24 protein-coding genes and 1 pseudogene are annotated in these 21,608 nt (G+C 73.4%); 16 read left to right on the forward strand and 9 right to left on the reverse strand.

The annotated features are described in order from the left end of the window. Window positions 1-118: 118 nt before the first annotated feature. The 4 genes and pseudogenes from IE313_RS13500 to IE313_RS13515 form a co-directional block, all read right to left on the reverse strand. On the reverse strand, window positions 119-376 hold the full coding sequence (locus tag IE313_RS13500) for a hypothetical protein (protein ID WP_189931702.1): 258 nt from the start codon (window positions 374-376) through the stop codon (window positions 119-121). Continuing rightward, complete coding sequence (locus tag IE313_RS13505; protein WP_189932184.1) at window positions 369-716, reverse strand: hypothetical protein; 348 nt, start codon at window positions 714-716, stop codon at window positions 369-371. The genes IE313_RS13500 and IE313_RS13505 overlap by 8 nt, the downstream gene beginning before the upstream one ends. Next, on the reverse strand, window positions 713-1,495 hold the full coding sequence (locus tag IE313_RS13510; protein ID WP_189931704.1) for an SDR family NAD(P)-dependent oxidoreductase: 783 nt from the start codon (window positions 1,493-1,495) through the stop codon (window positions 713-715). Before IE313_RS13510 ends, IE313_RS13505 begins: the two co-directional genes overlap by 4 nt. Window positions 1,496-1,655: 160 nt before the next feature. Further along, window positions 1,656-1,775, reverse strand: a pseudogene (locus tag IE313_RS13515) (YnfA family protein); the annotation flags it as partial. Between the two features lie 159 nt (window positions 1,776-1,934). Between IE313_RS13515 and IE313_RS13520 the strand changes: the two are divergent. After that, window positions 1,935-2,609 (forward strand): TIGR03086 family metal-binding protein, encoded by a 675-nt coding sequence (locus IE313_RS13520; protein WP_229924622.1) that lies wholly within the window; start codon window positions 1,935-1,937, stop codon window positions 2,607-2,609. A 199-nt stretch (window positions 2,610-2,808) separates the two neighbouring features. Here IE313_RS13520 and IE313_RS13525 read toward each other — a convergent pair whose 3' ends face one another. Both IE313_RS13525 and IE313_RS13530 read right to left on the reverse strand, forming a co-directional pair. After that, window positions 2,809-4,050, reverse strand: a complete 1,242-nt coding sequence (locus IE313_RS13525) for a glycosyltransferase family 4 protein (RefSeq protein ID WP_189931706.1) — start codon at window positions 4,048-4,050, stop codon at window positions 2,809-2,811. A gap of 551 nt (window positions 4,051-4,601) precedes the next feature. After that, window positions 4,602-5,258: a hypothetical protein gene (locus tag IE313_RS13530; RefSeq protein ID WP_189931707.1), complete on the reverse strand. Its 657-nt coding sequence runs from the start codon at window positions 5,256-5,258 to the stop codon at window positions 4,602-4,604. A 169-nt stretch (window positions 5,259-5,427) separates the two neighbouring features. Between IE313_RS13530 and hemL the strand changes: the two genes are divergently transcribed. From hemL to ccsB, 6 genes are all read left to right on the forward strand, one after another. After that, entirely contained in the window at window positions 5,428-6,744 is a 1,317-nt protein-coding gene (gene hemL / locus IE313_RS13535) for a glutamate-1-semialdehyde 2,1-aminomutase (protein WP_189931709.1), read from the forward strand. A 149-nt stretch (window positions 6,745-6,893) separates the two neighbouring features. Continuing rightward, window positions 6,894-7,541, forward strand: a complete 648-nt coding sequence (locus IE313_RS13540) for a histidine phosphatase family protein (protein WP_189932136.1) — start codon at window positions 6,894-6,896, stop codon at window positions 7,539-7,541. 128 nt (window positions 7,542-7,669) lie between these two features. Beyond that, window positions 7,670-8,374, forward strand: coding sequence for a TlpA family protein disulfide reductase (locus tag IE313_RS13545; protein ID WP_189931711.1), 705 nt, complete (start codon window positions 7,670-7,672; stop codon window positions 8,372-8,374). A 70-nt stretch (window positions 8,375-8,444) separates the two neighbouring features. Beyond that, window positions 8,445-9,182: a cytochrome c biogenesis CcdA family protein gene (locus IE313_RS13550; protein WP_189931713.1), complete on the forward strand. Its 738-nt coding sequence runs from the start codon at window positions 8,445-8,447 to the stop codon at window positions 9,180-9,182. Window positions 9,183-9,185: 3 nt separating this feature from the next. Continuing rightward, window positions 9,186-10,958, forward strand: coding sequence for a cytochrome c biogenesis protein ResB (resB, locus tag IE313_RS13555; RefSeq protein WP_189931715.1), 1,773 nt, complete (start codon window positions 9,186-9,188; stop codon window positions 10,956-10,958). Then, window positions 10,955-12,058, forward strand: coding sequence for a c-type cytochrome biogenesis protein CcsB (gene ccsB, locus IE313_RS13560; RefSeq protein ID WP_189931717.1), 1,104 nt, complete (start codon window positions 10,955-10,957; stop codon window positions 12,056-12,058). Before resB ends, ccsB begins: the two co-directional genes overlap by 4 nt. A gap of 267 nt (window positions 12,059-12,325) precedes the next feature. On the opposite strand, the gene IE313_RS13565 is transcribed toward ccsB, so the two are convergent. Next, window positions 12,326-12,760, reverse strand: a complete 435-nt coding sequence (locus IE313_RS13565; RefSeq protein WP_189931719.1) for a PLD nuclease N-terminal domain-containing protein — start codon at window positions 12,758-12,760, stop codon at window positions 12,326-12,328. Window positions 12,761-12,927: 167 nt separating this feature from the next. Between IE313_RS13565 and IE313_RS13570 the strand changes: the two genes are divergently transcribed. From IE313_RS13570 to IE313_RS13590, 5 genes are all read left to right on the forward strand, one after another. Then, complete coding sequence (locus IE313_RS13570) at window positions 12,928-14,385, forward strand: menaquinone biosynthesis decarboxylase (protein ID WP_189931721.1); 1,458 nt, start codon at window positions 12,928-12,930, stop codon at window positions 14,383-14,385. Beyond that, window positions 14,382-15,302 (forward strand): menaquinone biosynthesis prenyltransferase MqnP, encoded by a 921-nt coding sequence (gene mqnP, locus IE313_RS13575; RefSeq protein WP_189931723.1) that lies wholly within the window; start codon window positions 14,382-14,384, stop codon window positions 15,300-15,302. Before IE313_RS13570 ends, mqnP begins: the two co-directional genes overlap by 4 nt. Window positions 15,303-15,523: 221 nt before the next feature. Next, window positions 15,524-16,168, forward strand: coding sequence for a UbiX family flavin prenyltransferase (locus IE313_RS13580; RefSeq protein WP_229924641.1), 645 nt, complete (start codon window positions 15,524-15,526; stop codon window positions 16,166-16,168). A 266-nt stretch (window positions 16,169-16,434) separates the two neighbouring features. After that, entirely contained in the window at window positions 16,435-16,890 is a 456-nt protein-coding gene (locus IE313_RS13585) for an Lrp/AsnC family transcriptional regulator (protein ID WP_189931726.1), read from the forward strand. A gap of 128 nt (window positions 16,891-17,018) precedes the next feature. Further along, window positions 17,019-18,032: a radical SAM protein gene (locus IE313_RS13590; protein WP_189932138.1), complete on the forward strand. Its 1,014-nt coding sequence runs from the start codon at window positions 17,019-17,021 to the stop codon at window positions 18,030-18,032. A 93-nt stretch (window positions 18,033-18,125) separates the two neighbouring features. Here IE313_RS13590 and IE313_RS13595 read toward each other — a convergent pair whose 3' ends face one another. Next, window positions 18,126-18,551: an ATP-binding protein gene (locus tag IE313_RS13595; protein ID WP_189931728.1), complete on the reverse strand. Its 426-nt coding sequence runs from the start codon at window positions 18,549-18,551 to the stop codon at window positions 18,126-18,128. Between the two features lie 230 nt (window positions 18,552-18,781). Here IE313_RS13595 and IE313_RS13600 point away from each other — a divergent pair, with 230 nt between their 5' ends. From IE313_RS13600 to IE313_RS13615, 4 genes are all read left to right on the forward strand, one after another. Further along, window positions 18,782-19,627, forward strand: a complete 846-nt coding sequence (locus tag IE313_RS13600) for a helix-turn-helix domain-containing protein (protein ID WP_189931730.1) — start codon at window positions 18,782-18,784, stop codon at window positions 19,625-19,627. 8 nt (window positions 19,628-19,635) lie between these two features. Beyond that, window positions 19,636-19,827, forward strand: coding sequence for a hypothetical protein (locus IE313_RS13605; protein ID WP_189931732.1), 192 nt, complete (start codon window positions 19,636-19,638; stop codon window positions 19,825-19,827). 127 nt (window positions 19,828-19,954) lie between these two features. Then, window positions 19,955-20,647: a UdgX family uracil-DNA binding protein gene (locus tag IE313_RS13610; RefSeq protein ID WP_189931734.1), complete on the forward strand. Its 693-nt coding sequence runs from the start codon at window positions 19,955-19,957 to the stop codon at window positions 20,645-20,647. A 211-nt stretch (window positions 20,648-20,858) separates the two neighbouring features. Then, window positions 20,859-21,200 (forward strand): DUF4229 domain-containing protein, encoded by a 342-nt coding sequence (locus IE313_RS13615; RefSeq protein WP_189931736.1) that lies wholly within the window; start codon window positions 20,859-20,861, stop codon window positions 21,198-21,200. A gap of 236 nt (window positions 21,201-21,436) precedes the next feature. Here IE313_RS13615 and IE313_RS13620 read toward each other — a convergent pair whose 3' ends face one another. Continuing rightward, window positions 21,437-21,583: a hypothetical protein gene (locus tag IE313_RS13620; RefSeq protein ID WP_189931738.1), complete on the reverse strand. Its 147-nt coding sequence runs from the start codon at window positions 21,581-21,583 to the stop codon at window positions 21,437-21,439. Window positions 21,584-21,608 lie beyond the last annotated feature (25 nt).

Consider the following 21,608-nt stretch of genomic DNA (forward strand, 5'->3'; position numbering starts at 1 on the left):
CCCGCACGCCGGTGCCCCGCGGGCGTGTCCTTTCGAGTGGGGTGCGGGGCGGGCGGCGCCCTGCGGCTCCGCCGCCCGGGAGCCCGGCCGCCGGGTGCCCCCGGCGGGCCGCGGGCGCTCAGCCGCCGTGCCGCACCGCGAAGATCATGACGAGCGCCACCAGGTGGATGCCGAAGAGGAAGTAGGCGAGGTACCACCACATCTGGCGCTCGGTGTGCCTCTCGTCGGCCCGGCGGCGCGCCTCCCCGGCGGCCGAGAGGGCGCCCGCCGGCTCCGCGGGGCCGTGCGCGCGCTGTTCGGCGCCGTCCGTGGGCTCTCCGGGGCCGTCCGTGGGCGGGCGCGGGGTGCCGTCCTGGGGCGGGGTGCCGTCAGCCATCGGTGCGGCGCTCGGTGCCGTGCAGGGCCCGGGCCCTGCCGAGGACCGCGTCGAAGTCCCGCTGCGTGTCGTCGCACCAGTGCAGGAGGTCGGCGAGGACGCGTTGCAGCGTGGCGCTCGGGCCTGCCCGCCAACCGTCCTCGGAGAGGGTGTAGGTCCGCAGGGCGGCGTCGGCGCGGCGGACCGCCGTCTCGTGCGCGTACGCGGCGTCCGCCGCGAGGTCGGCCGGGTCGGGCGTGCCCGCCGCGGCCGCGTCCGACCCGGATCCGGTGGGGGGCCCGGCCGCGGCGCCGCCCTCGGGGGCGGCCCCGTGCGGCCTGGCGTCGTCGGGCGGGTTCACAGCTCCCGGTGCACCTTCGTGTTGGATGCCTGCGCGCGCGGGCGCAGCACCAGGAGGTCGACGTTCACATGGCTGGGGCGGGTGACCGCCCAGGTGATGGTGTCGGCGACGTCCTCCGCGGTGAGCGGCTGCGCCACGCCCTCGTAGACCTTCGCGGCCTTCGCGGTGTCGCCGCGGAAGCGGGTGGTGGCGAACTCGTCCGTCCTGACCATGCCGGGCGCCACCTCGATGACCCGCACCGGGGTCCCGACGATCTCCAGGCGGAGCGTCTCGGCGAGCACGTGCTGACCGTGCTTGGCCGCGACGTAGCCCGCGCCGCCCTCGTAGGTCGCGTGGCCCGCGGTGGACGACAGCACCACCACCGTGCCGTCCCCACTGGCGGTGAGGGCGGGCAGCAGGGCCTGGGTGACGTGCAGGGTGCCCAGCACGTTGGTCTCGTACATCCGGCGCCAGTCCTCCGGGTCGCCGGTGGCCACCGGGTCCGCGCCCAGGGCGCCGCCCGCGTTGTTGACCAGCACGTCACAGGACCCGAGTCCGCGCGCGAACGCGTCCACGGCGGCCCGGTCGGTGACGTCGAGGGCGTGGGCGGTGGCCCGGTGGCCGGCCGCGGCCAGCTCGTCCGCCAGCGCCTCGATGCGGTCCTTGCGGCGGGCCGTGAGGACCACGTGGAACCCGGCGGCGGCCAGCCGGCGCCCGGTGGCGGCGCCGATACCGCTGCTTGCGCCGGTGACGACGGCGGTGCGTGCCTCGGAGTCGGAGGCGTCGTGCGCGGCGGTCATGAACGTGCTCCTTGGCGTCGTACGGGGCGGACGGGGCGGGACCGGCCGTGGGTGCCGGCCGCCGTGCTCTGCTCCGGCCGCCGGCGGTCCGTGCCGGGCGACCGGTCCTGCGGCCAGGATAAAGGGGGCGAAGTCCGCGGCACCGGGCGCGGTGCCCGGATCAGCGGTCCCGCGGCACGTACCTGATCAAGGCCATCCCGGCGAGGCCGACCAGGGCCCCGACGACGTCCCCCCGGTCCGGCCGGTACCCGTCGGCCACCACGCCCCAGGCGGGCGAGCCCGGGCCGGTTCGCGGCGGCGGAAGCGCACCCGCGAGGGGAGCCCCGGGGCGTCCACGGTGCCGCGGGTGTCAGGGCGCGGCGCTGCCATACCGGGACCGTATGCCGACCGCGTCGCGTTTGTTCAAGCCACCGGGGGGCCGCCGTCCTACGGTCGGGACATGAACGACATGCATCCTCACGCGAGCGGTCCGGCGCACTTCGGGGCGGGCGGGAGCACCGGCGGGGCAGGCGCGGCACGGCCGGTCGGCGAGCTGCTCGACCAGGCCGCACGGCTGGCCGTCCCCGTCGTCCGCGGCATCCCCGAGGACGGGCTGACGGCGCCCACTCCGTGCAGTGACTACGACGTACGGACCCTGGTGAACCACCTTTTCCACGTGCTCGTCCAGTTCCGGGGCCTCGCCGAGAAGAGGCACGCCGACTTCACCCTCGTCCCGGACTACGTCGCCGAGGGGGACGACTGGCGCGAGCGGTTCTCGGCGGCGGCCGAGCGGCTCGTGGCGGCCTGGTGCGAGCCGGGCGCCGAGGACGGCACCACGGGCTCGATGGACATGCCGGCCAGGACGGTCGGCTGCATGGCGCTGCTCGACCTGACCGTGCACGTCTGGGACCTGGCACGCGCCACCGGCCAGGAGTACCGGCCCGACGCGGCGGCCCTGCCCGTGCTGCGGGTGCTGAGGGACTCCGTCGAGGAGATGGCGCCGGTCGCCCGCAGGATGGGCTTCTTCGCGGAGCCAGTGCCGCTGGCGGAGGACGGCACGGGGGCGGACGAGTTCAGCCGGCTGCTCGCCGAGACGGGTCGCGATCCGGCCTGGACCCCGCCCGCGCCGCGGTGAGGGCGGTGGGCCGTGCGGCTCCCGCCGGCTGCCGGCACGAGGGGCCACACCGCCTGCGGCGGGCCACCGGGCCCAGCCCCGTACCGCCCCGCGCCGGGCCGCCGGGTCACCGCCCCGCGCCGGGCCGCCGGGTCACCGCCCCGCACCGGGCCGGGCGCGCGGCGTCCGCGCATCTGGCGGGACCGGTGCGGGACGGGGGTCACGGCCTGCGCCGCAGGCGCCTGCGGGCCCGGCGGACGCGGCGGCGCACGGCGGGCAGGAGGCGCCCCTGGAGGCGGCGGCAGGCACGCCGGCCGCGGGTGGCGGCCAGTTCCGCGAAGAGGAGCTCGTAGCGGGCGACCACCGGACCGGGGTCGAAACGGCGGGCGCTCTCCAGCGCGGCACGGCCCATCGCCCGCCGGCCGGGACCGTCCTTGATCACGTCGAGCAGCGCGTTCGCGAGGGCCGCCGCGTCGCCGACCGGCACCAGCCGCCCGTCCACGCCGTCGTGCACGATCTCGGCCGGCCCCAGCGGGCAGTCGGTGCTGACCACCGGCACCCCGCACCGCATCGCCTCCACCAGCGTCATGCCGAACGACTCCGCGTCCGAGGCGCTGACCACCACGGACGCCTTCGCGAACTCCGGCTCGATGGGGGAGTGCGGCCCCATCAGCACGGCCCGTCCGGCAAGGCCCAACTCGCCGATCATCGCCTCCAGACGCTCCCGCTGCGCCCCGCCGCCGTAGATCCGCAGCCGCCAGTCCGGCTCCTTCACGGCGACGGTGGCGAACGCCTCCAGGAGCAGGTCGAAGCGTTTGCCGCGGGCCAGGCGCCCGGCGGCGGCGATCACCGGGGCGGTGTGGTCGGAGGGCGCGACGGACGGCGCGGGCACGATGTTCGGCACGCACAGCACCCGCACGCCGGGCAGCGGCATCCGCGCCCGGTACACGGCCGCGTCCGCGCGGGTCGTGGTGACCACCGCGTCGAGCCGCCGGTAGTGCCGCGCGAGCACCCGGCGCAGCGCCTTGCCGTGGGCGTCGTGGCGCAGGTGCTCCTGCGCGATGCGCAGCGCGCGGCGCGGCCCGAACAGCGCGAGGTAGACGTTGATCCCCGGGCGGGTCCCGATCACCACGTCGGCGCCGCGGCCCGGCCCGGCCAGGTACTCCCGGACGCGGACGTCGACGAGCCTGCTGTACTGCCCGTGCCGCTTGTCCTCGACGGGGAAGTCCGCGGCAGGCGCGCCGAAGCCGGGCAGCTCCCGGTCCGGGCTGCGCTCCCGGGTGTCCACCAGCGGCACGAGGGTGACGCGCGGATCGACGGTGAACCTCGGCCGGGCGCGGTGCCGCATCATCGACACGATCTCCACGTCGTGCCGCTCGGCGAGCGCGGCGGCGAGGTTGAGCGTGGTGCGTACGGTGCCGCCGATCGCATAGGCGTTGTGCAGCAGGAACACGATCTTCATCAGATGCCTTCTCGGTGCCTTGCGGATGCCTTCTCGGACCGGGGCGCGTGGGACGGCCCCGACATACGGCATAGGCGCACAGAGTCCGTGCACGGTGTCACCGGACACCCCGGACCGGGTGAAATGCGGAGCGGAAGACCACCCTTGGGGCTCGGATCCGCACGCACGGGTTGACCGCCCGGTGCGAGGGGCCCACGGCACGACCGACGGACCTGCCCGACCGGTACGACGGGGCCGTGGTCGCCGTGGCCGTGGGTCGCGAGGCGTGGCGACCGGTCGCCGGGGGACGGGGGACGGGGCCGGGCACGGTGACGCGGTGTCAGGCCCGGGCGGTGACATGACACGGGCACCGGGCCCGCGCAGTGGTGCGACGTCAGGTGCCCTGCGGTGACTCAGCGTCAAGCCCGGGCCGGTGGCGGGTGTCGGGGGCCGGGTGGTGACGCGGTGTCAGGCCCGATCGGCGACGGGTGCCGGACCCGGTCGGTGACGCGGCGTCAGGGACCGGCGGGGGCAGCCGCCGTGGGCGGTGCTGAAGGCAGGACCGCCCGCCGTCAGGGCCACACCAGGCAGTACGGCTGATGCCCCGCCTCGTGCAGGCGGTGGCTGAAGTCCTGCCACTCGTGCAGGAGTTGGTAGACGTTGAAGGCGTCGCGGGGGCCCCCGCGGTCGGGCACGGTGGACCAGATGAACGCGGCCGCGCCGACGGCCTCCTCGCCGACGCCGCGCAGCGGGTCGACGACCGTCATGGGGAGCTTGACCACCGCGTAGTCGGGGTGCAGCACGACCAGCTCCAGCGGCGGGACCTTGTGCAGGGGTATGCCCTCGATGCCGGTGAGGACCATGGCGGCCATCGTCTCCGGCTTGATCTTGGTGAACATGCCGCCCATGCCGAGCTCGTCCCCGCCCAGCTCCTCTGGGCGCATGGAAATGGGCACACGGGCGGCGGTCGCGCCGTCCGGAGCGCCGAAGTACTTGTAGGTCACCCCCACCCGGCCACTCCCGCTCCCTCCCTGAGCCCACTGCATGCCGCCTCGTGCGTCGCCGCGCGCCTGCGGACCCGGGGCCGATGCGGCATTATCCGTCGTCTCGCCCTCGGAGCGCTGGTGCTCCCGCCGGTGCCTGCCCCGCCCCTGGCCGGTGGCAGGGGGGAGCCTGCGCCGGGGACCCAGGTCATCGGTCCCCTCGCCCAGTCCGCCACCGCGATGCATATCTCCACCCGACTGAATGTCCTCAACGACGCTGGTCCGCCGCGCCCGCGTGCCTCACGAACCTGGGAGGTGTCCCCACCGATCATCGTGTCAGTGACCTCCCCATCGCCCGCCTAGTGAAACGTGCCCCCAGGCACCTGTCCGCGGGATCGGAGACGGCTCTGACACCATGGTCTGCGTGACCTATCCGTACAGCGCCCCAGTTTCGCAGAACCTCTTCGACCGCGCGGCCCTCGTGACGCCAGGCGGTGTGAATTCCCCCGTGCGTGCGTTCGGCGCGGTGGGGGGTACGCCCCGGTTCATGGTGTCAGGTACGGGACCGTACCTGACCGATGCCGACGGCCGCGAGTATGTGGATCTCGTGTGCTCGTGGGGACCGATGATCCTCGGCCACTGCCACCCCGAGGTGCTGGCCGCCGTCCAGGAGGCCGCCCGGCGCGGGACGTCCTTCGGTACGCCGAGCGAGGGCGAGGTGGCGCTCGCCGAGGAGATCGTGGCCCGCGTCGAGCCCGTCGAGCAGGTGCGCCTGGTCTCGTCCGGCACCGAGGCGACCATGTCCGCCATCCGGCTGGCGCGCGGGTTCACCGGGCGCAGCAAGGTGATCAAGTTCGCCGGGTGCTACCACGGGCACGTCGACGCGCTGCTCGCCGCCGCGGGCTCCGGCGTCGCGACGTTCGCCCTGCCGGACACCCCGGGCGTCACCGGCGCCCAGGCCGCGGACACGCTCGTGCTGCCGTACAACGATCCGGACTCGGTCCGCGCGGCCTTCGCCGCCCACCCCGGCGAGATCGCCTGCGTGATCACGGAGGCGTCGCCGGGCAACATGGGCTGCGTACCGCCGCGGGACGGGTTCAACGCCGGCCTGAAGGAGCTGTGCGCCGAGCACGGCGCGCTCTACGTCTCCGACGAGGTGATGACCGGATTCCGCACCTCAGCGGCCGGCTGGTACGGCCTGGACGGGGTGCGGCCGGACCTGATGACGTTCGGCAAGGTGATGGGCGGCGGCTTCCCGACCGCCGCGTTCGGCGGCCGCGCCGACGTGATGGCCCGCCTCGCGCCCGCCGGGCCCGTGTACCAGGCCGGCACGCTCTCCGGGAACCCGGTCGCCACCGCCGCGGGCCTCGCCCAGTTGCGGCTGCTGGACGACGCCGCGTACGCCGCGCTCGACCGGGTCTCGGCGCGGTTGCGGGACCTGGTCGGCGAGGCGCTCGGCAAGGAGGGCGTCGCCCACCGCGTGCAGAACGCCGGCAACATGTTCTCCGTCTTCTTCACCGCCGACGAGGTGCGCGACTACGAGGACGCCAGGGCGCAGGAGTCCTTCCGGTACCGCGCGTTCTTCCACGCGATGCTGGCGCAGGGCGTCTACCTGCCGCCGTCCGCCTTCGAGTGCTGGTTCGTCTCGACCGCCCACGACGAGGAGGCCGTCGAGCGGATCGCCGCCGCGCTCCCGAGTGCCGCGCGCGCGGCCGCGGAGGCGACGGCATGAGCAACCCGATCGACCCCGCCGCCCCCGACCCCGCCGCCCCCGACCCCGGCGTGCCCGGCGCCGACGGCGCGCCCGCGGTCGAGGGCGCCGAGCACACCGTGATCGCCCTGGACGCCGACGTGCCCGGCGAGCGCACCGTCGTCCACCTGATGCGCCACGGCGAGGTGCACAACCCCACCGGGCTGCTCTACGGGCGGTTGCCCGGCTACCACCTCTCCGAGCTGGGCCGGCGGATGGCCGACCGGGTCGCGGGTCACCTCGCGTCCCGCGACGTGACCCACGTGGTCGCCTCGCCGCTGGAGCGGGCGCAGGAGACGGCGACCCCGATCGCCAAGGCGCACGGCCTGGACATCGCCACGGACGAGCGGCTGATCGAGGCGGAGAACATCTTCCAGGGCAAGACCTTCGGCGTCGGTGACGGCGCGCTGCGCAGGCCGGCGAACTGGAAGCACCTCGTAAACCCGTTCAGACCGTCCTGGGGCGAGCCCTACGCCGTCCAGGCCGCCCGGATGCTCAAGGCGCTGGAGGCCGCGCGGGACGCGGCACGCGGCCACGAGGCGGTGTGCGTCAGCCACCAACTGCCGATCTGGGTGGTGCGCAGCTTCGTGGAGCGGCGCAGGCTCTGGCACGACCCGCGCAAGCGGCAGTGCACGCTGGCGTCCCTGACGACGTTCACCTACCACGGCGACACGCTGGTGACCGTCGGCTACACGGAGCCCGCCCTCGACCTGGTCCCCGCCCATCTGCACGCGGGGGCGAAACCGGTGAAGGGCAAGGACAAGGCATACGGCGCCTAGGCGGGGGCCCGGTGCCGGCACACGGTGCCGCGCCTTCCGCGGGCCTTCCGCAACCCCCCTGAAAAGGCGGTTTCCGTAGGAAAGGGGGGTGCGGAAGATCCCCGAATCGGGCATGCGAAACTTTTCACATGAGTGCCGTCCGCAGCCTCCCGCACCACTTCGCACCCGCGCCCCGCGACGGGCGCGGCGCCTCGCGCGCCCTTGCCGGCAACGGGGTCCCGGGCGGCGACGCCCGCGTCCGAGGCCGTCGGGCCCGCCGTGCCGCCCTGCTGACGGCGGGCGCGCTGGCCGCCGCGACGGTCCTCACGGCCTGCGGCTCCGGTGGCGTGAACGGCGGCGCGGGCAAGACCGGCTTCGTCACCGACTCCGGCGGGATCGCCGTCGTCGAACCGGCCGACCGCAAGGCCGGCCCCGAGCTGGCGGGACAGACCCTCCAGGGCAAGAAGCTCGACGTGGCCTCGTACCGGGGCAAGGTCGTCGTCCTCAACGTCTGGGGCTCCTGGTGCCCGCCCTGCCGCGCCGAGGCGCCCAACTTCGCCCAGGTCGCCAAGGACACCGCGGCCAAGGGCGTGCAGTTCGTCGGCATCAACACCCGGGACACCAGCACGGAACCCGCCAAGGCGTTCGAGCAGGACTACCACATGCCCTATCCGAGCCTGTACGACCCGACCGGCAAGCTGATGCTGCGCTTCCCCAAGGGCACCCTCAACCCGCAGTTCATCCCGTCCACCGTGGTCCTGGACCGCAAGGGCAGGGTGGCCGCCCGCTCGCTGAAGCCGATGAGCGCGGGCGAGCTGCACAAGATGCTCGACCCCCTGATCGCGGAGCACTGATCCCCGTGCGCAGGCAGACCACCGGCCGCCGCGCGCCCGGCGCCGCCGAGAGGGGAACGGACGCGAGGCCATGAACCAGACCGTCTACAGCGGGGCCCTGCTGCTCGCCCTGCCGATCGCCGTGCTCGGCGGTCTCGTGTCGTTCTTCTCGCCCTGCGTGCTGCCGCTGGTGCCCGGTTACCTCTCGTACGTCACCGGGGTCAGCGGCACCGACCTGGCGCAGGCCAGACGGGGGCGGATGACCGCGGGCGCGGGGCTCTTCGTGCTGGGCTTCACGGCGGTCTTCGTCTCGGGAGGTGCCCTCTTCGGGTACTTCGGGACCACGCTCAAGGGCTACCAGGACGTCTCCTCCAAGGTGCTCGGCGTGCTGATGGTCCTCATGGGGATCTTCTTCATGGGCATGATGCCCTGGCTCACCCAGCGCGAGTTCCGCTTCCACGTCCGGCCGGTCGCCGGGCTCGCGGGCGCGCCGCTGCTCGGCGCGCTCTTCGGCATCGGCTGGACGCCCTGCGTGGGCCCGACCCTCGCCTCCGTCAACCTGCTGGCCCTGGATCAGGCGAGCGCGGGACGCGGGGCCATACTGACCGTCGCGTACTGCCTCGGCCTCGGGGTGCCCTTCGTCGTCGCGGCCGTCGCCTTCCGCAAGGCGCTCGGCGCCTTCGGCTGGGTCAAGCGCCACTACGCGTGGGTGATGCGCATCGGCGGCGGCATGATGATCGCGACCGGCGTGCTGCTGCTGACCGGTGCGTGGGACGGCATCGTGCAGGCGATGCAGGTCTGGTCCGAAGGCTTCAGGGTGGGGATCTGAACCATGAGCAAGTCCACAACCGACGCGGTCGAGTCCGCCAGGGCCGCCGAGAGCGCCGAGGCCGCCGGGTCCGCCGAGGCCGCCGGGTCCGCCGACGAGCGGGACCTCGGCGCCGCGGGATCCCAGCTTTCCACCGCGCCCCGCGAGGAAGCCCTGGTGAACCTGCCCTCGCTGGGGGTGATCGGGTGGATCAGGTGGTTCTGGCGGCAGTTGACCTCCATGCGGATCGCGCTTCTGCTGCTCCTGCTGCTCTCCCTCGCCGCCATCCCCGGCTCGCTGATCCCGCAGACCAGCAACGACCTGAAGGTTCAGGAGTTCAGGGACGCGCACACCACGCTGGCGCCGCTCTACGACAAGGCGGGGCTCTTCCACGTCTACAGCTCGGTGTGGTTCTCGGCGATCTACCTCCTGCTGTTCATCTCGCTGATCGGCTGCATCGTGCCGCGCACCTGGCAGTTCGTGGGCCAGTTGCGCGGCCGCCCGCCCGGTGCGCCCAAGCGGCTCGACCGGCTGCCCGCGTACGCCACCTGGCGCACCGCGGCCCGTCCCGACGAGGTGCGCGCGGCGGCGCTGGAGGTGCTGGGGCGGCGCCGCTTCCGGTCGCACACCGCGGGCGACGCGGTCGCCGCGGAGAAGGGCTACCTCCGGGAGACCGGCAACCTCGTCTTCCACATCGCGCTGATCGTGATGCTGGTCGCCTTCGCCTCCGGCCAGCTCTTCAAGTCCGAGGGCAGCAAACTGGTCGTCGAGGGCGACGGCTTCGCCAACACGCTCACCCAGTACGACGACTTCAGCTCCGGCAACCTCTTCGACCCGGGCGACCTGCCCCCGTTCAGCTTCACGTTGAACAGGTTCGTCGGCACCTACGAGCGCTCCGGGCCCAACCGGGGCACCCCGCGCACCTACAAGGCGGCCGTCACCTACAGCGAGGGCGTCGACGGCAAGCCGAGGAAGACCACGATCCAGGTCAACGAGCCGCTGAAGATAGAAGGCTCGAACGTCTACCTCGTCAACCACGGCTTCGCGCCGGTCGTCACCGTCCGCGACGGGCGCGGCAGGGTCGTCTTCCACCAGGCCGTGCCGCTGCTGCCGATCGACGGCAACGAGACCTCGTCCGGTGCGATCAAGGTGCTCGACGGCTACCGCGACGCGGCGGGCAAGAAGGAGCAGCTCGGCTTCAACGCCTTCTTCGTGCCGACCTTCGCGGGGGCCGGGAAGGGGCAGATGCTCTCGCAGTTCCCGGCCGCGGACAATCCGGTGCTGGCGCTGTCCGCCTACCACGGCAGCCTCGGGGTGGACTCCGGAGTGCCGCAGAACGTGTACCAGCTCGACACCTCCCACCTGACGAAGTTCAAGGACGCCAAGGGGGCGCTCCTGAAGCGGCGGCTGGCGCCCGGGCAGACCATGAAGCTGCCGGGCGGTGCGGGCTCGATCACCTTCGACAGGAACCTCCAGCAGTGGGCCAGCTTCCAGATCACCCACCAGCCCGGCAGCGGCTGGGCGCTCGGCGGTGCGCTCGCCGCCATCGCGGGCCTCGCCGGGTCGCTCTTCATCCAGCGGCGCCGCGTCTGGGTGCGGGCCACCGCGGGTCCCGACGGCCGCACCGTGGTGGAGATGGCCGGCCTCGGACGCAGTGAGTCCGCAAGCCTCCCGCAGGAACTCGGCGACCTCGCCGCCCTCGTGCACGACCGCGCCCCGAGCGCCCCCGACGACGCCGGGACCCCGACCCCCGATCCCCAACCCCAAGTCGCACCCGCCGAAGGGGCCAAGAAGTGAACCTCGCCGCCACCACCAACGAGAATCTGGCGCACACCAGCAATGTGCTGATCTACTCCTCGATGGCCGTCTACATGCTGGCCTTCTTCGCCCACACCGCCGAATGGCTGCTCGGCAGCCGCAGCAAGGTGGCCCGCACGGCCGCCGCGCTCACCGCGTCCGGCGCGGCGTCCGGCGGCGGCAGGCAGGCCGCCGCAGGGCCGCGGGTGCAGGTCAGGACGGAGGGCGGCGGGACCGCGGTGCTGGACCGGCCCGAGGTCGTCACCCGCTCCGCCACGGGCAGCCGGGACGTCCCGGACGGCCCCGGCGCGCACGGCGGGGACGCGCAGGGCGACCTCTACGGGCGGATGGCCGTGTCCTTCACGGTGCTGGCCTTCATCGTGGAGGCGGGCGGTGTGCTCACGCGCGCGCTGTCGGTGCAGCGGGCGCCGTGGGGCAACATGTACGAGTTCAACATCACCTTCTCCACGGTGGCCGTCGCCGTGTACCTCGGGCTGCTCGCGCTGCGCAAGAACGTCCGCTGGATCGGTCTTCCGCTGGTCACCACGGTCCTCCTCGACCTCGGCCTGGCCGTGACCGTCCTGTACACCGCGAGCGACCAGTTGGTGCCCGCCCTGCACTCGTACTGGCTGTGGATCCACGTCTCCACCGCGATCTTCTGCGGTGCCTGCTTCTACGTCGGCGCGGTCGCGACGCTGCTCTACCTCTTCCGGGACGGCTACGAGGCCAAGCTGGCGGCCGGCGGGCGGCCCGGGACCTTCGCGACGTCGGTCCTGGAGCGGCTGCCCGCGGCGGCCTCGCTCGACAAGCTGTCCTACCGCGTCAACGCGGCGGTCTTCCCGCTGTGGACCTTCACGATCATCGCGGGCGCCATCTGGGCCGGCGACGCGTGGGGCCACTACTGGGAGTGGGACCCCAAGGAGACGTGGTCGTTCATCACCTGGGTCGCCTACGCCTGCTACCTGCACGCCCGCGCCACCGCGGGCTGGAAGGGCCGCAAGGCCGCCTACCTGGCCCTGATCGCCTTCGGCTGCTGGCTGTTCAACTACTACGGCGTCAACATCTTCGTCTCGGGCAAGCACTCGTACGCCGGAGTCTGAGCACGCACACGGGCGCCCGAGCACGCACGCCGCCCCTTCCGCCCGTCCCGGTCCTCCACCGGGGCGGGCGGTGTGCTTCCTGAGCGCCTCCGGTGGCGGACGACCGCCTCCCGTGGCCGACGACCGCCTCCCGTGATGGGCGCCGGAACGGGACGCGGTACTGCGGCCCCGGCCGCCGTCACACCCGGGTGCCGCCGCGCGGGGCCGGACCCCGCACCGCGCGGGTGGGCCGAGCGCGACCACGCGGGGGACACGGCCCCGCGCAGGTCAGCCCTGCTCCCCGTCCGCCCGGTCCGTCCCGTCGGCCACGCCGCCCTGCCGGCCGCCGCGCTCCCGGCGGCGCAGCTCCTCCTCGCGGCGCCTGAGGTCGGCCTCCCAGTCCTTGAGCAGCGCCTCGTCCTTCTCGTTCTCCTCCTTGAGGGACTTCAGGAACTCGGGGTTGTCGTCGGGGGCCACGAACTGGCCGCGGCGGTCGCGGTGCCACTGCGAGGGAGTGGCGCCGCCCGCCGGCCGCGGCCCGCGGTGCCTGCCCGCGACCAGCCAGGCGATCGGTCCGATCAGCACCTCGCCGAAGAGCAGCACGATGATGATCCACACCACCTTCGGAAGGTGCCGCACCTCCTCCTCGTCAGTGGTCAGGCAGTCGATGAACGCGTAGACCCACAGCGCAAGGACCAGCAGGTAGGGCACATACCTGAGCATCTCGGTTCGGTCCCCCCGGAGAAGACGTCGGGCCGCCGCGGCCCGGTGACGGCCCACAGGTTAGCGGGTGGCGCACTCCCGGCCCCGCGCCACCACGCCCGGTGTCGGCCGCCCGTGCGCGCGGGGCGGACGCGGGGCCCGCGGCCCCCTCGGCGATACTGGGCCCCATGGCTTACGACGATCTTCGCTCGCTGCTGAGGGCGCTGGAGCGCGAGGGCGACCTCAAGCGCATCAAGGCCGAGGTGGACCCGTACCTGGAGGTCGGGGAGATCGTCGACCGGGTGCAGAAGGCCAAGGGCCCGGCCCTGCTCTTCGAGAACGTGAAGGGCTCCGACGTGCCGCTGGCCATGAACGTCTACGGCACCGACCGCCGTCTGCTGAAGGCCCTCGGCCTGACCTCGTTCGACGAGATCGGCGACCGCATCGGCGGCCTGCTGAAACCCGAGCTCCCGCACGGCTTCACGGGTGCGCGCGAGGCGTTCGGCAAGCTCGGCGCGATGGCGCACGTCCCGCCGAAGAAGGTGAAGCAGGGCGCCGCCCCCGTGCAGGAGGTGGAACTGCACGGCGACGACGTCGACCTCGACCGGCTGCCGGCCCTGTTCACCTGGCCGAAGGACGGCGGGTCGTTCTTCAACCTCGGCCTGACGCACACCAAGGACCCCGCCACCGGCGTGCGCAACCTCGGCCTCTACCGCCTCCAGCGGCACGATCGCCGCACCATCGGCATGCACTGGCAGATCCACAAGGACAGCCGCAACCACTACCAGAGCGCTGCGGAGCGCGGCGAGAGGCTGCCCGTGGCGATCGCCTTCGGCTGCCCGCCCGCCGTGACCTACGCGGCCACCGCCCCGCTGCCCGGCGACATCGACGAGTACCTCTTCGCGGGGTTCGTGCAGGGCAGGCGCGTGGAGATGGTCGACTGCCGCACGGTGCCGCTCCAGGTGCCCGCGCAGGCCGAAGTCGTCCTGGAGGGCTGGCTGGAACCCGGCACCGTGCTCCCCGAGGGCCCGTTCGGCGACCACACCGGCTTCTACACGCCCCAGGAGCCGTTCCCGGCGCTCACCATCGACTGCGTCACCATGCGCAGGCGCCCGCTGCTCCAGTCCACCGTGGTGAGCCGCCCGCCCATGGAGGACGGCCCGCTCGGCCGCGCCACGGAACGGTTCTTCCTGCCGCTCCTCAAGATCATCGTGCCGGACATCGTGGACTACCACCTGCCGGAGGCCGGCGGCTTCCACAACTGCGCCATCGTCTCCATCGACAAGAAGTACCCGAAGCACGCCCAGAAGGTCATGCACGCGGTGTGGGGCGCGCACATGATGTCCCTGACCAAGCTGATCGTGGTCGTCGACGCGGACTGCGACGTGCACGACCTGCACGAGGTCGCCTGGCGCGCGCTCGGCAACACGGACTACGCGCGCGACCTGACCGTCGTCGAGGGCCCCGTCGACCACCTGGACCACGCCTCGTACCAGAAGTTCTGGGGCGGCAAGGCGGGCATCGACGCCACCAGGAAGCTGCCCGAGGAGGGCTACACGCGGGACGGGGGCTGGCCGGACATGATCCGGTCCGACCCCGCAACGGCGGCGACCGTCGACCGCCGGTGGAGGGAGTACGGCCTGTGAGTGCCGTCGAAGGAGCCATCGGCGGGCCCGGGCCCGCCCAGCCGCACGGCAGGGTACGGGCGTTCCTGCGCCTGGTGATGATCGAGCACTCGGTCTTCGCACTGCCGTTCGCCTACATGGCCGCGCTGACCGCGATGTTCCGCCTGGACGGCAACATCCACTGGGAGCGGCTGCTGCTCGTCACCATCGCGATGGTGGGTCTCAGGACGTTCGCGATGGCGTGCAACCGCATCATCGACCGCGAGATCGACGCCCGCAATCCGCGTACCGCGGGGCGCGAACTGGTCACCGGCGCGGTGAGCGTGCGCTCCGCCTGGACCGGGGCGCTCATCGCCCTCGTCGTCTTCCTGGGCGCCGCCGCGCTGCTCAACCCGCTCTGCCTGGCCCTCGCGCCGATCGCCGTCGTCCCGATGGTGGTGTATCCGTACGGCAAGCGGTTCACGAACTTCCCGCACGCGATCCTCGGCCTCGCACAGGCGATGGGCCCGATCGGCGCCTGGCTCGCGGTCACCGGCGCGTGGTCCTGGCCCGCCGTGCTCCTCGGCCTCGCGGTGGGCGTGTGGATCGGCGGCTTCGACCTGATCTTCGCCTGCCAGGACGTCAAGGCCGACCGCGCGCACGGGGTGAGGTCCGTGCCCGCGCGCTTCGGGATCCCGGCCGCGCTGTACGGCGCGCGGGCCAGCCACGTCGTGACGATGGTGCTCTTCGTCTGGTACGGGGCGGTCACGGGCGCGGGGCCGTTCTTCTGGTCCGGCCTGTTCGTGGTCGCCGCGGCGTTCCTCTACGAGCACACCCTCGTGCGCCCGCACGACCTGAGCCGGCTGAACAGGGCCTTCTTCACCGTCAACGGCTTCATCGGCATCGCCCTGTTCGTGTGCGCCCTCCTCGACCTGCTGTTCCGTGGCCTGACGGTGTGACCGGAAGGCTCCGGCCGGTCGGCCCGGCCCGGCCGGGCGGCCCGGCCCGGACGGTCCGCCCGGCCTGACGGGCGGGACAGCGGCGGGCCCCGGCGCCCGGGCGGCACCTGGCCGGGTCGGGCCACCGCCCCGCCGCTAGGCTCGACCCCGTGGAGCACGAGAGAGCAGCCGGCCGGCCGGCACCCCGACCAGGTCAGGCCCGAGCGCCCCGGGCGCCATGGATCGTGGGCGTCTCCGGAGCATCAGGCACCCCTTACGCCGCCGCCGTGCTGCGCGCCCTGCTGGCCGCGGGCGAGAGCGTCGACCTGATCGTCTCGCGCGCCTCCCGGCTGACCCTGCTGGACGAGACCGGCATCTCCTTCCGCGACGCCCACTGGCGCGCCGACCTCGGGCAGTGGCTGGCCCGCGGCGCGGACGGCACCCCGGACGCCTTCCCCGGCACCGACACGGCCGGGGTGTCCTACTGGCCGGCCGGCGACCTGGCGGCGGGCCCGTCCTCCGGCTCGTACCCGGCCAAGGGGATGCTGATCGTGCCCGCGTCTACGGCGTGCGTGGCCGGGGTCGCGCTCGGCCTCTCCAAGGACCTGCTGCAACGCACGGCCAGCGTGACGCTGAAGGAGGGCCGCAGGCTGGTGGTCGCGGTGCGCGAGACTCCGCTGAACGGGCAGACGCTGCGCCATCTGATGACGCTGGACGCGGACGGCGCGACCGTGCTGCCGGCCTCACCGGCGTTCTACGCGGGTGCCACCCACATCCAGGACCTGGTGGACTTCGTGGCGGGCCGGGTGCTGGACGCCGTCGGGGTGGAGCACGGTCTGTACCGCCGCTGGAAGGGAGAGCTGGGCGGCGGGGCGCAGGGGGGTTGAGGGGGCGCGGGACGGCGGGCGGGCCGTGCACCGCACCCGGGGCGCGCACGGCGCCCGGTCCGGCACTCGCGTCCGGGGCGCACCCACGCCCGGGCCGGGTCCGCGGACGGGTGGGCCGAAGTGCGGGCGGGCGTTGCCGTGTCGGGGCCGAGTACCTGAGCAATCCCGGGGTAATCAAGGGTTCGCAGGCTGTCGGCCCTGTATGCCTTAGATTCTAGACGTAGAGATTCTGGCGGGACTGCAGAACGATGAAAGGCATTGGAGCTATGGACGCCGTGGACAGGCAGCTCATCCAGGCCCTGCGTGAGAACGGCAGGGCCTCCTACGCCGAACTCGGCCGGCTCGTCGGACTCTCCGGACCCAGCGTCACGGACCGCATCAACCGCTTGGAGGCGGCCGGCGTCATCACCGGCTACCGCGCCACGGTCGATTCCGCGTCCCTGGGCCTCGGTGTCACCGCCCTCATCGGCATCTCGCTGTCGGACGCGACCGACCACGAGGACGTCGCCCGGAGGCTGCGCGACCTCAGCGAGATCGAGGACTGCTGGTTCATCGCCGGTGACGACTCCTACATGCTCAAGGTGCGTGCCAACGACGTCGACGGCCTGGAGAAGACCATCAGACGGCTCTCCGGCACCAAGGGCGTCTCCCGTACGCGCACCACCATCGTGCTCTCCACCAAGTGGGAGAACCGCGTGGGCGAGCTGCCCGAGGAGGTCTAGGCGCGCCCCGCGGGCCTCGGTGCTCCGCCGGGACGGCCCTGGCGTACGGTGAACGGGGCCCGGGGCCCACCGCAGGCGGCAAGCGGCAAGCGGCAAGGAACAGCCAGCACATGGGAGGCGGTCGGCGCATGGACGCGGGTCACAAGCGCGATCTCGAAGAGAAGGTCCGCAGCGGCGAACGGCTGGCCCACGAGGACGGCGTCGCGCTCCACGAGTCGGACGACCTGGCCTGGCTCGGCGGCCTGGCCCACGAGGTGCGCACCCGCAGGCACGGCGACGCCGGGTACTTCACCGTCAGCCGCGGCCTCACCCTGACGGGCGGCGCCGAGGAGGCCGTGCGGCACGCGGCGGGCCTGGCGGCGGAGGGCGTGCGCGAGCTGCGCATCACGGCCGGCCCCGACCTGCCCTGGGAGCGGCACCCGGAAGCGCTGCGCGCGCTGGGAAGTGCCCTGCCCCATCTCGCCCTGAAGGCGTTCACGGCCGCGGACGTCCAGCGCTTCGAGCGGGCGTCCGCCCTGTCCGCGTCCGACGTCCTGGATGCACTGGTCGACGCCGGCCTTGAGTCGTTCACCGGCGGGACCGGGGGTGCGGGGCGAACCGCCGCAGGCGAGACCTCCTGGGAGGACTTCTCGCGCATCCACCGCCTCGCCCACGCCAAGGGCCTGAAGACGCCCTGCACCCTGCTCCAGGGCCGCGGCGAGGAGCCCGCGCACGGCGTCGAGCACCTGCTGCGGCTGCGTGACCTCCAGGACGAGACCGGCGGGTTTCGGGTGTTCGCCCCGCTGCGCCCGGCAGAGGGCGGCTCCGTCACCGGTGCCGAGGTCCTGAGGACGTTCGCGGTCTCCCGGCTGCTCCTCGACAACGTCCCGCACATCGCGGTCTGCCGGGCGACGCACGGCGAGCGGGCGGCGATGCTGGCGCTCCAGCACGGCGCGGACGAGGTGGATCTCTCCTTCACCGGTTTTGACGCCTCCGGCACCGCGGACGACACCGGTGCGGCGCCCACGCGCGAGGACCTGCTCGACCTGATCCGGGACGCCGGCTTCCGGCCCGTCGAACGGGACGGCCGGTACGAGGTCGTACAGGTGTACGAGGGTGCGGATCCCGGGCGCAGGGACGCGCCGCAGCCGATGCGGGTCTGAGCGTTCCGCGCGGCGTTCGGCTGCGGGTGCTGCGGGTGCTGCGGGTGCTGCGGGTGCTGCGGGTGCTGCGGTGGTCGGCGGTGGTCGGCGTGTTCATCCGCTCGGGTGCAGCGGCAGACCGGCGATGACGGATGTGCCGCGGACGGGTCGCGGCCGCACGGTCCAGGCCGCGGCGAGGTGGTCGACGAGGACGAGGCCCCGGCCGCTCTCGCACCCGGCGTCCGGGTGTGCCACGGCGGGGGTGCGTGCGTCTTCGTGCGCCGCGGGGTCGGAGACGGCGAGCCAGTAGTGGCCGTCCGCGGGCCAGAGGACGAGTTCGACGAGGTCGTCGTCGCGGTTGCCGGTGCCGTGCCGGATGGCGTTGGTGACCAGCTCCGAGGTCAACAGGCCCAGTTCGTCCGTGAGGCGGGGCCGCAGATCCTGTGGCAGGGCGTCGGCGACGGCCCGCCGGGCCCGCGGTACGGACACCGGGTGGGCGGGGAAGCGCCAGTGCGCGGGTACGACGGGGATCTCGGGCATGGCGAACTCCGTTGTGTGCGTACGGATGGGGATCGCCGGTGGCCTGCCGCCCTGGTCGCGGGCACACCCGTCCCAGGGCGGACGGGCAGCACCGCGCGGTGCGCTTCCGGCTGTTGCCTTGTGTAGCGTGCGGTGACTGAACGCTAGCGCGCAGGCTGGCCACTTGCCATGGTTTCGGTGGCACATTGCCACGATAGAGTGGGCGGCCAGAAGAGGGAGGACGGCACTTGATGCGCAGCGCACCTACGGAACGTCAGCAGCGCCTCGGGGCTGAGCTGCGAAAACTCCGCGTCGCGGCAGGGGTGAGCACGCAGTACGCGGCCGGCCTGCTGGGTCTGGACCGAGCGAAGATCTCCAATATGGAGGCCGGTACGTGGGTCACCAGTGCGGAGCGAGTGCGGACACTGGCCAGTAACTACGACTGCTCGGACCATGCCTACGTCGAGGCTCTGGCGGCGCTGGCAGAGGAGAAGGAGTCCGGTTGGTGGGAGCAGTACCGCGGGACTCTGCCGCCGGGACTTCTCGACATCGCCGAGCTTGAGTGGCATGCCAAGCGCGTGCTCACGGGACAGATCGTCCATCTGCCGGGCCTGCTGAGTACCGAGGAGTACGCCCGGGCCGTGTTCGACGCGGGGCTACCGCCCATGTCCCGCCTGGAGGTGGAGTTGCGGGTGAAGCACCGGATGGAGCGGCAGCGGGTGCTGGACGAGCCGAAGTCCCTGCCCTACGCGGGCTATGTTCACGAGGCGGCGCTCCGCATGCAGTTCGGAGGCCGCAAGGTCACTCGGGCTCAACTCCGGTACCTGTGCGTCGTGTCCGAACGCGACAACATCACTCTGCGCGTCATTCCCGTGGGATGTGACGGCTTCCCGGGCGCAGGGCACGCCCTCCTGTACGCCGAAGGCCCCGTACCGCAGCTCGACACGGTGCAACTGGATTCCACGCACGGCCCCGAGTTCACTCACGCCGAAGCTCAACTCGCCAAGTACCGTGCCCACCTCGCGTGGATGGACGAGCATTCACTTGCCCCCGAGGCGTCTCGTGACTTCATCCATGCCATTGCCCGCGACCTGTGAGGAGTTCCATGCCCGACATCGTCTGGGAAGCGCCCTTCTGCGCCGAGGGAAACAACTGCTTCCGCATAGGCACCGACCTCGAAGGCAACGCCTACATAGCCGTCAACGGTCAGGAGGACCGCTGTCTGACCGACTCCGTGGAGGCTCTGCGCGCCCTGATAGCCGACATCAAGGCGGGCAAGGCCGATCACCTGCTGTGATTCGGCAGCCGCGGCACGTTCCGCCGGTGGCCGCGCTCCGGTGATCGCCGACGTGACACCCCCTGCCCCCGGGGCAGCCGCCCGGCACGGTGGGTGAGGGGGGCCGTTGCGCGGGTACCCGCCCCGCATGGCTGATGGGGACAAAACCGCCGGCGCACGCGGCGGGGCGGGCGCGGAGCCCGAGGAGGCGTACACCGCCGAGCCCTTCGTGCCGCGGCGCGGCGGGCTCGCCGCGCTGCGCAGGGCCGCCGCCGGCTGCCGCGGCTGTCCGCTGCACCGCGACGCCACGCGCACGGTCTTCGGCGAGGGCGACACCAGCGCCCGGGTGCTGCTGATCGGCGAGCAACCCGGCGACCAGGAGGACCGGCAGGGCAAGCCCTTCGTGGGGCCCGCGGGCCGGGTGCTGGACCGCGCTCTCGACGAGGCCGGCATCGACCCCGGCCAGACGTACGTCACCAACGCCGTCAAGCACTTCAAGTTCAGCCGCGACCCCGCGCACGGCAAGCGCCGCATCCACAAGCCGCCCACCCTGCGTGAGATGTCCGCGTGCGGACCCTGGCTCGCCGCGGAGCTGGCCCTCGTCGAGCCGGAGGTCGTCGTCGTGCTCGGGGCGACGGCGGGCAAGGCGCTGCTCGGGTCGTCCTTCCGGGTGACCAGGCAGCGCGGGGCGCTCATGGAGGAGGACGTGCACGGCCGCACCGAACGGCTGGTCGCCACCATCCACCCGTCCGCCGTTCTGCGCGCGGACAAGGACGACCGGGACGCGGTGTACGGGGGGCTCCTCGCGGATCTGGAGGTGGCGGCGCGGGCACTGGGGTGAGCGGGTACGGGCGGCTGCCCGCCCGGGCCGCGGTCGCGGCGGGCGCACGCGGCGCCGGGCCGGCGCGGGCCACCCGCCTCGGGGCGCCCCCCTCCCGCGTGCTTCACTGGACGGGCAGTACCCGATTCGAAGGCATTGCCCGCTTCGGACTCATTCGGAACGGGACGGACCGGATCGGAACGGGACACTCCGGAACGGAAGTCGGATTGACATGCTCCGCTACACGTTGATGCGCCTGGGGATCTTCGCGGGCTGCTTCCTGGCCGTCTGGGCCCTCGTCGTCACCGGTGTCGTCCCGCGCGGCCTCGGTGGCTCCAACTACCTGTGGGTCGCGCTGCTCGCCCTCGTGGTCTCCGCGCCCATCAGCTTCGTGGCGCTGCGCAAGGAGCGCGACCGGGCCTCCGAGCGCATCGTGGCCCGGGTGGACCGAGCCAAGGCCAGCATGGAGCGCAGCGCCAGCCAGGAGGACGCCGCGGACGACGCGGCACGCGCCCAGGGCGCGCAGGGCGGCCAGGCGCAGGGCGGCCGGCGGGCCCAGGAGCAGGCGGGCTGACCGAGCGCGCGGCGCGTCGGCGCCGCCGGCCAGGGCCCGGGCGCCGGGCCTGTAGTCCGCGCCCGCGCCCGCGGACGCGGCTGTTCGGCCCCCCACGCGGCCGTGCCGCCCTGCCGGAAGGCGGGCGGCGGGCGGTGGGCCATGGGCGACGGCGGGCGGTGCGGCCCCGCGGCGGGGCGCGCAGCACTCCACGGACGCCGGCGGGGACACCCCGCCGGCGTCCGCGGTGAGCGGCGTCATCGCGAGGTCTCGTCGTGGTGCGGCGGGTGGCCGGGGTCGCTCCAGCCGAACGGGCTCTCTCCGCGGTCGGTGTCGACGACGACGCTCAGCAGGCGGCGCAGCTCGGCGTCGCGGGCCGGGCCGGGGTCGGGACGGGTGGTCATGTCTGGCTGCTTCCTCACGTGCGGG

It is taken from the genome of Streptomyces sulfonofaciens (assembly GCF_014656295.1).
In the GTDB taxonomy this organism is placed as follows: Bacteria; Actinomycetota; Actinomycetes; order Streptomycetales; family Streptomycetaceae; genus Streptomyces; species Streptomyces sulfonofaciens.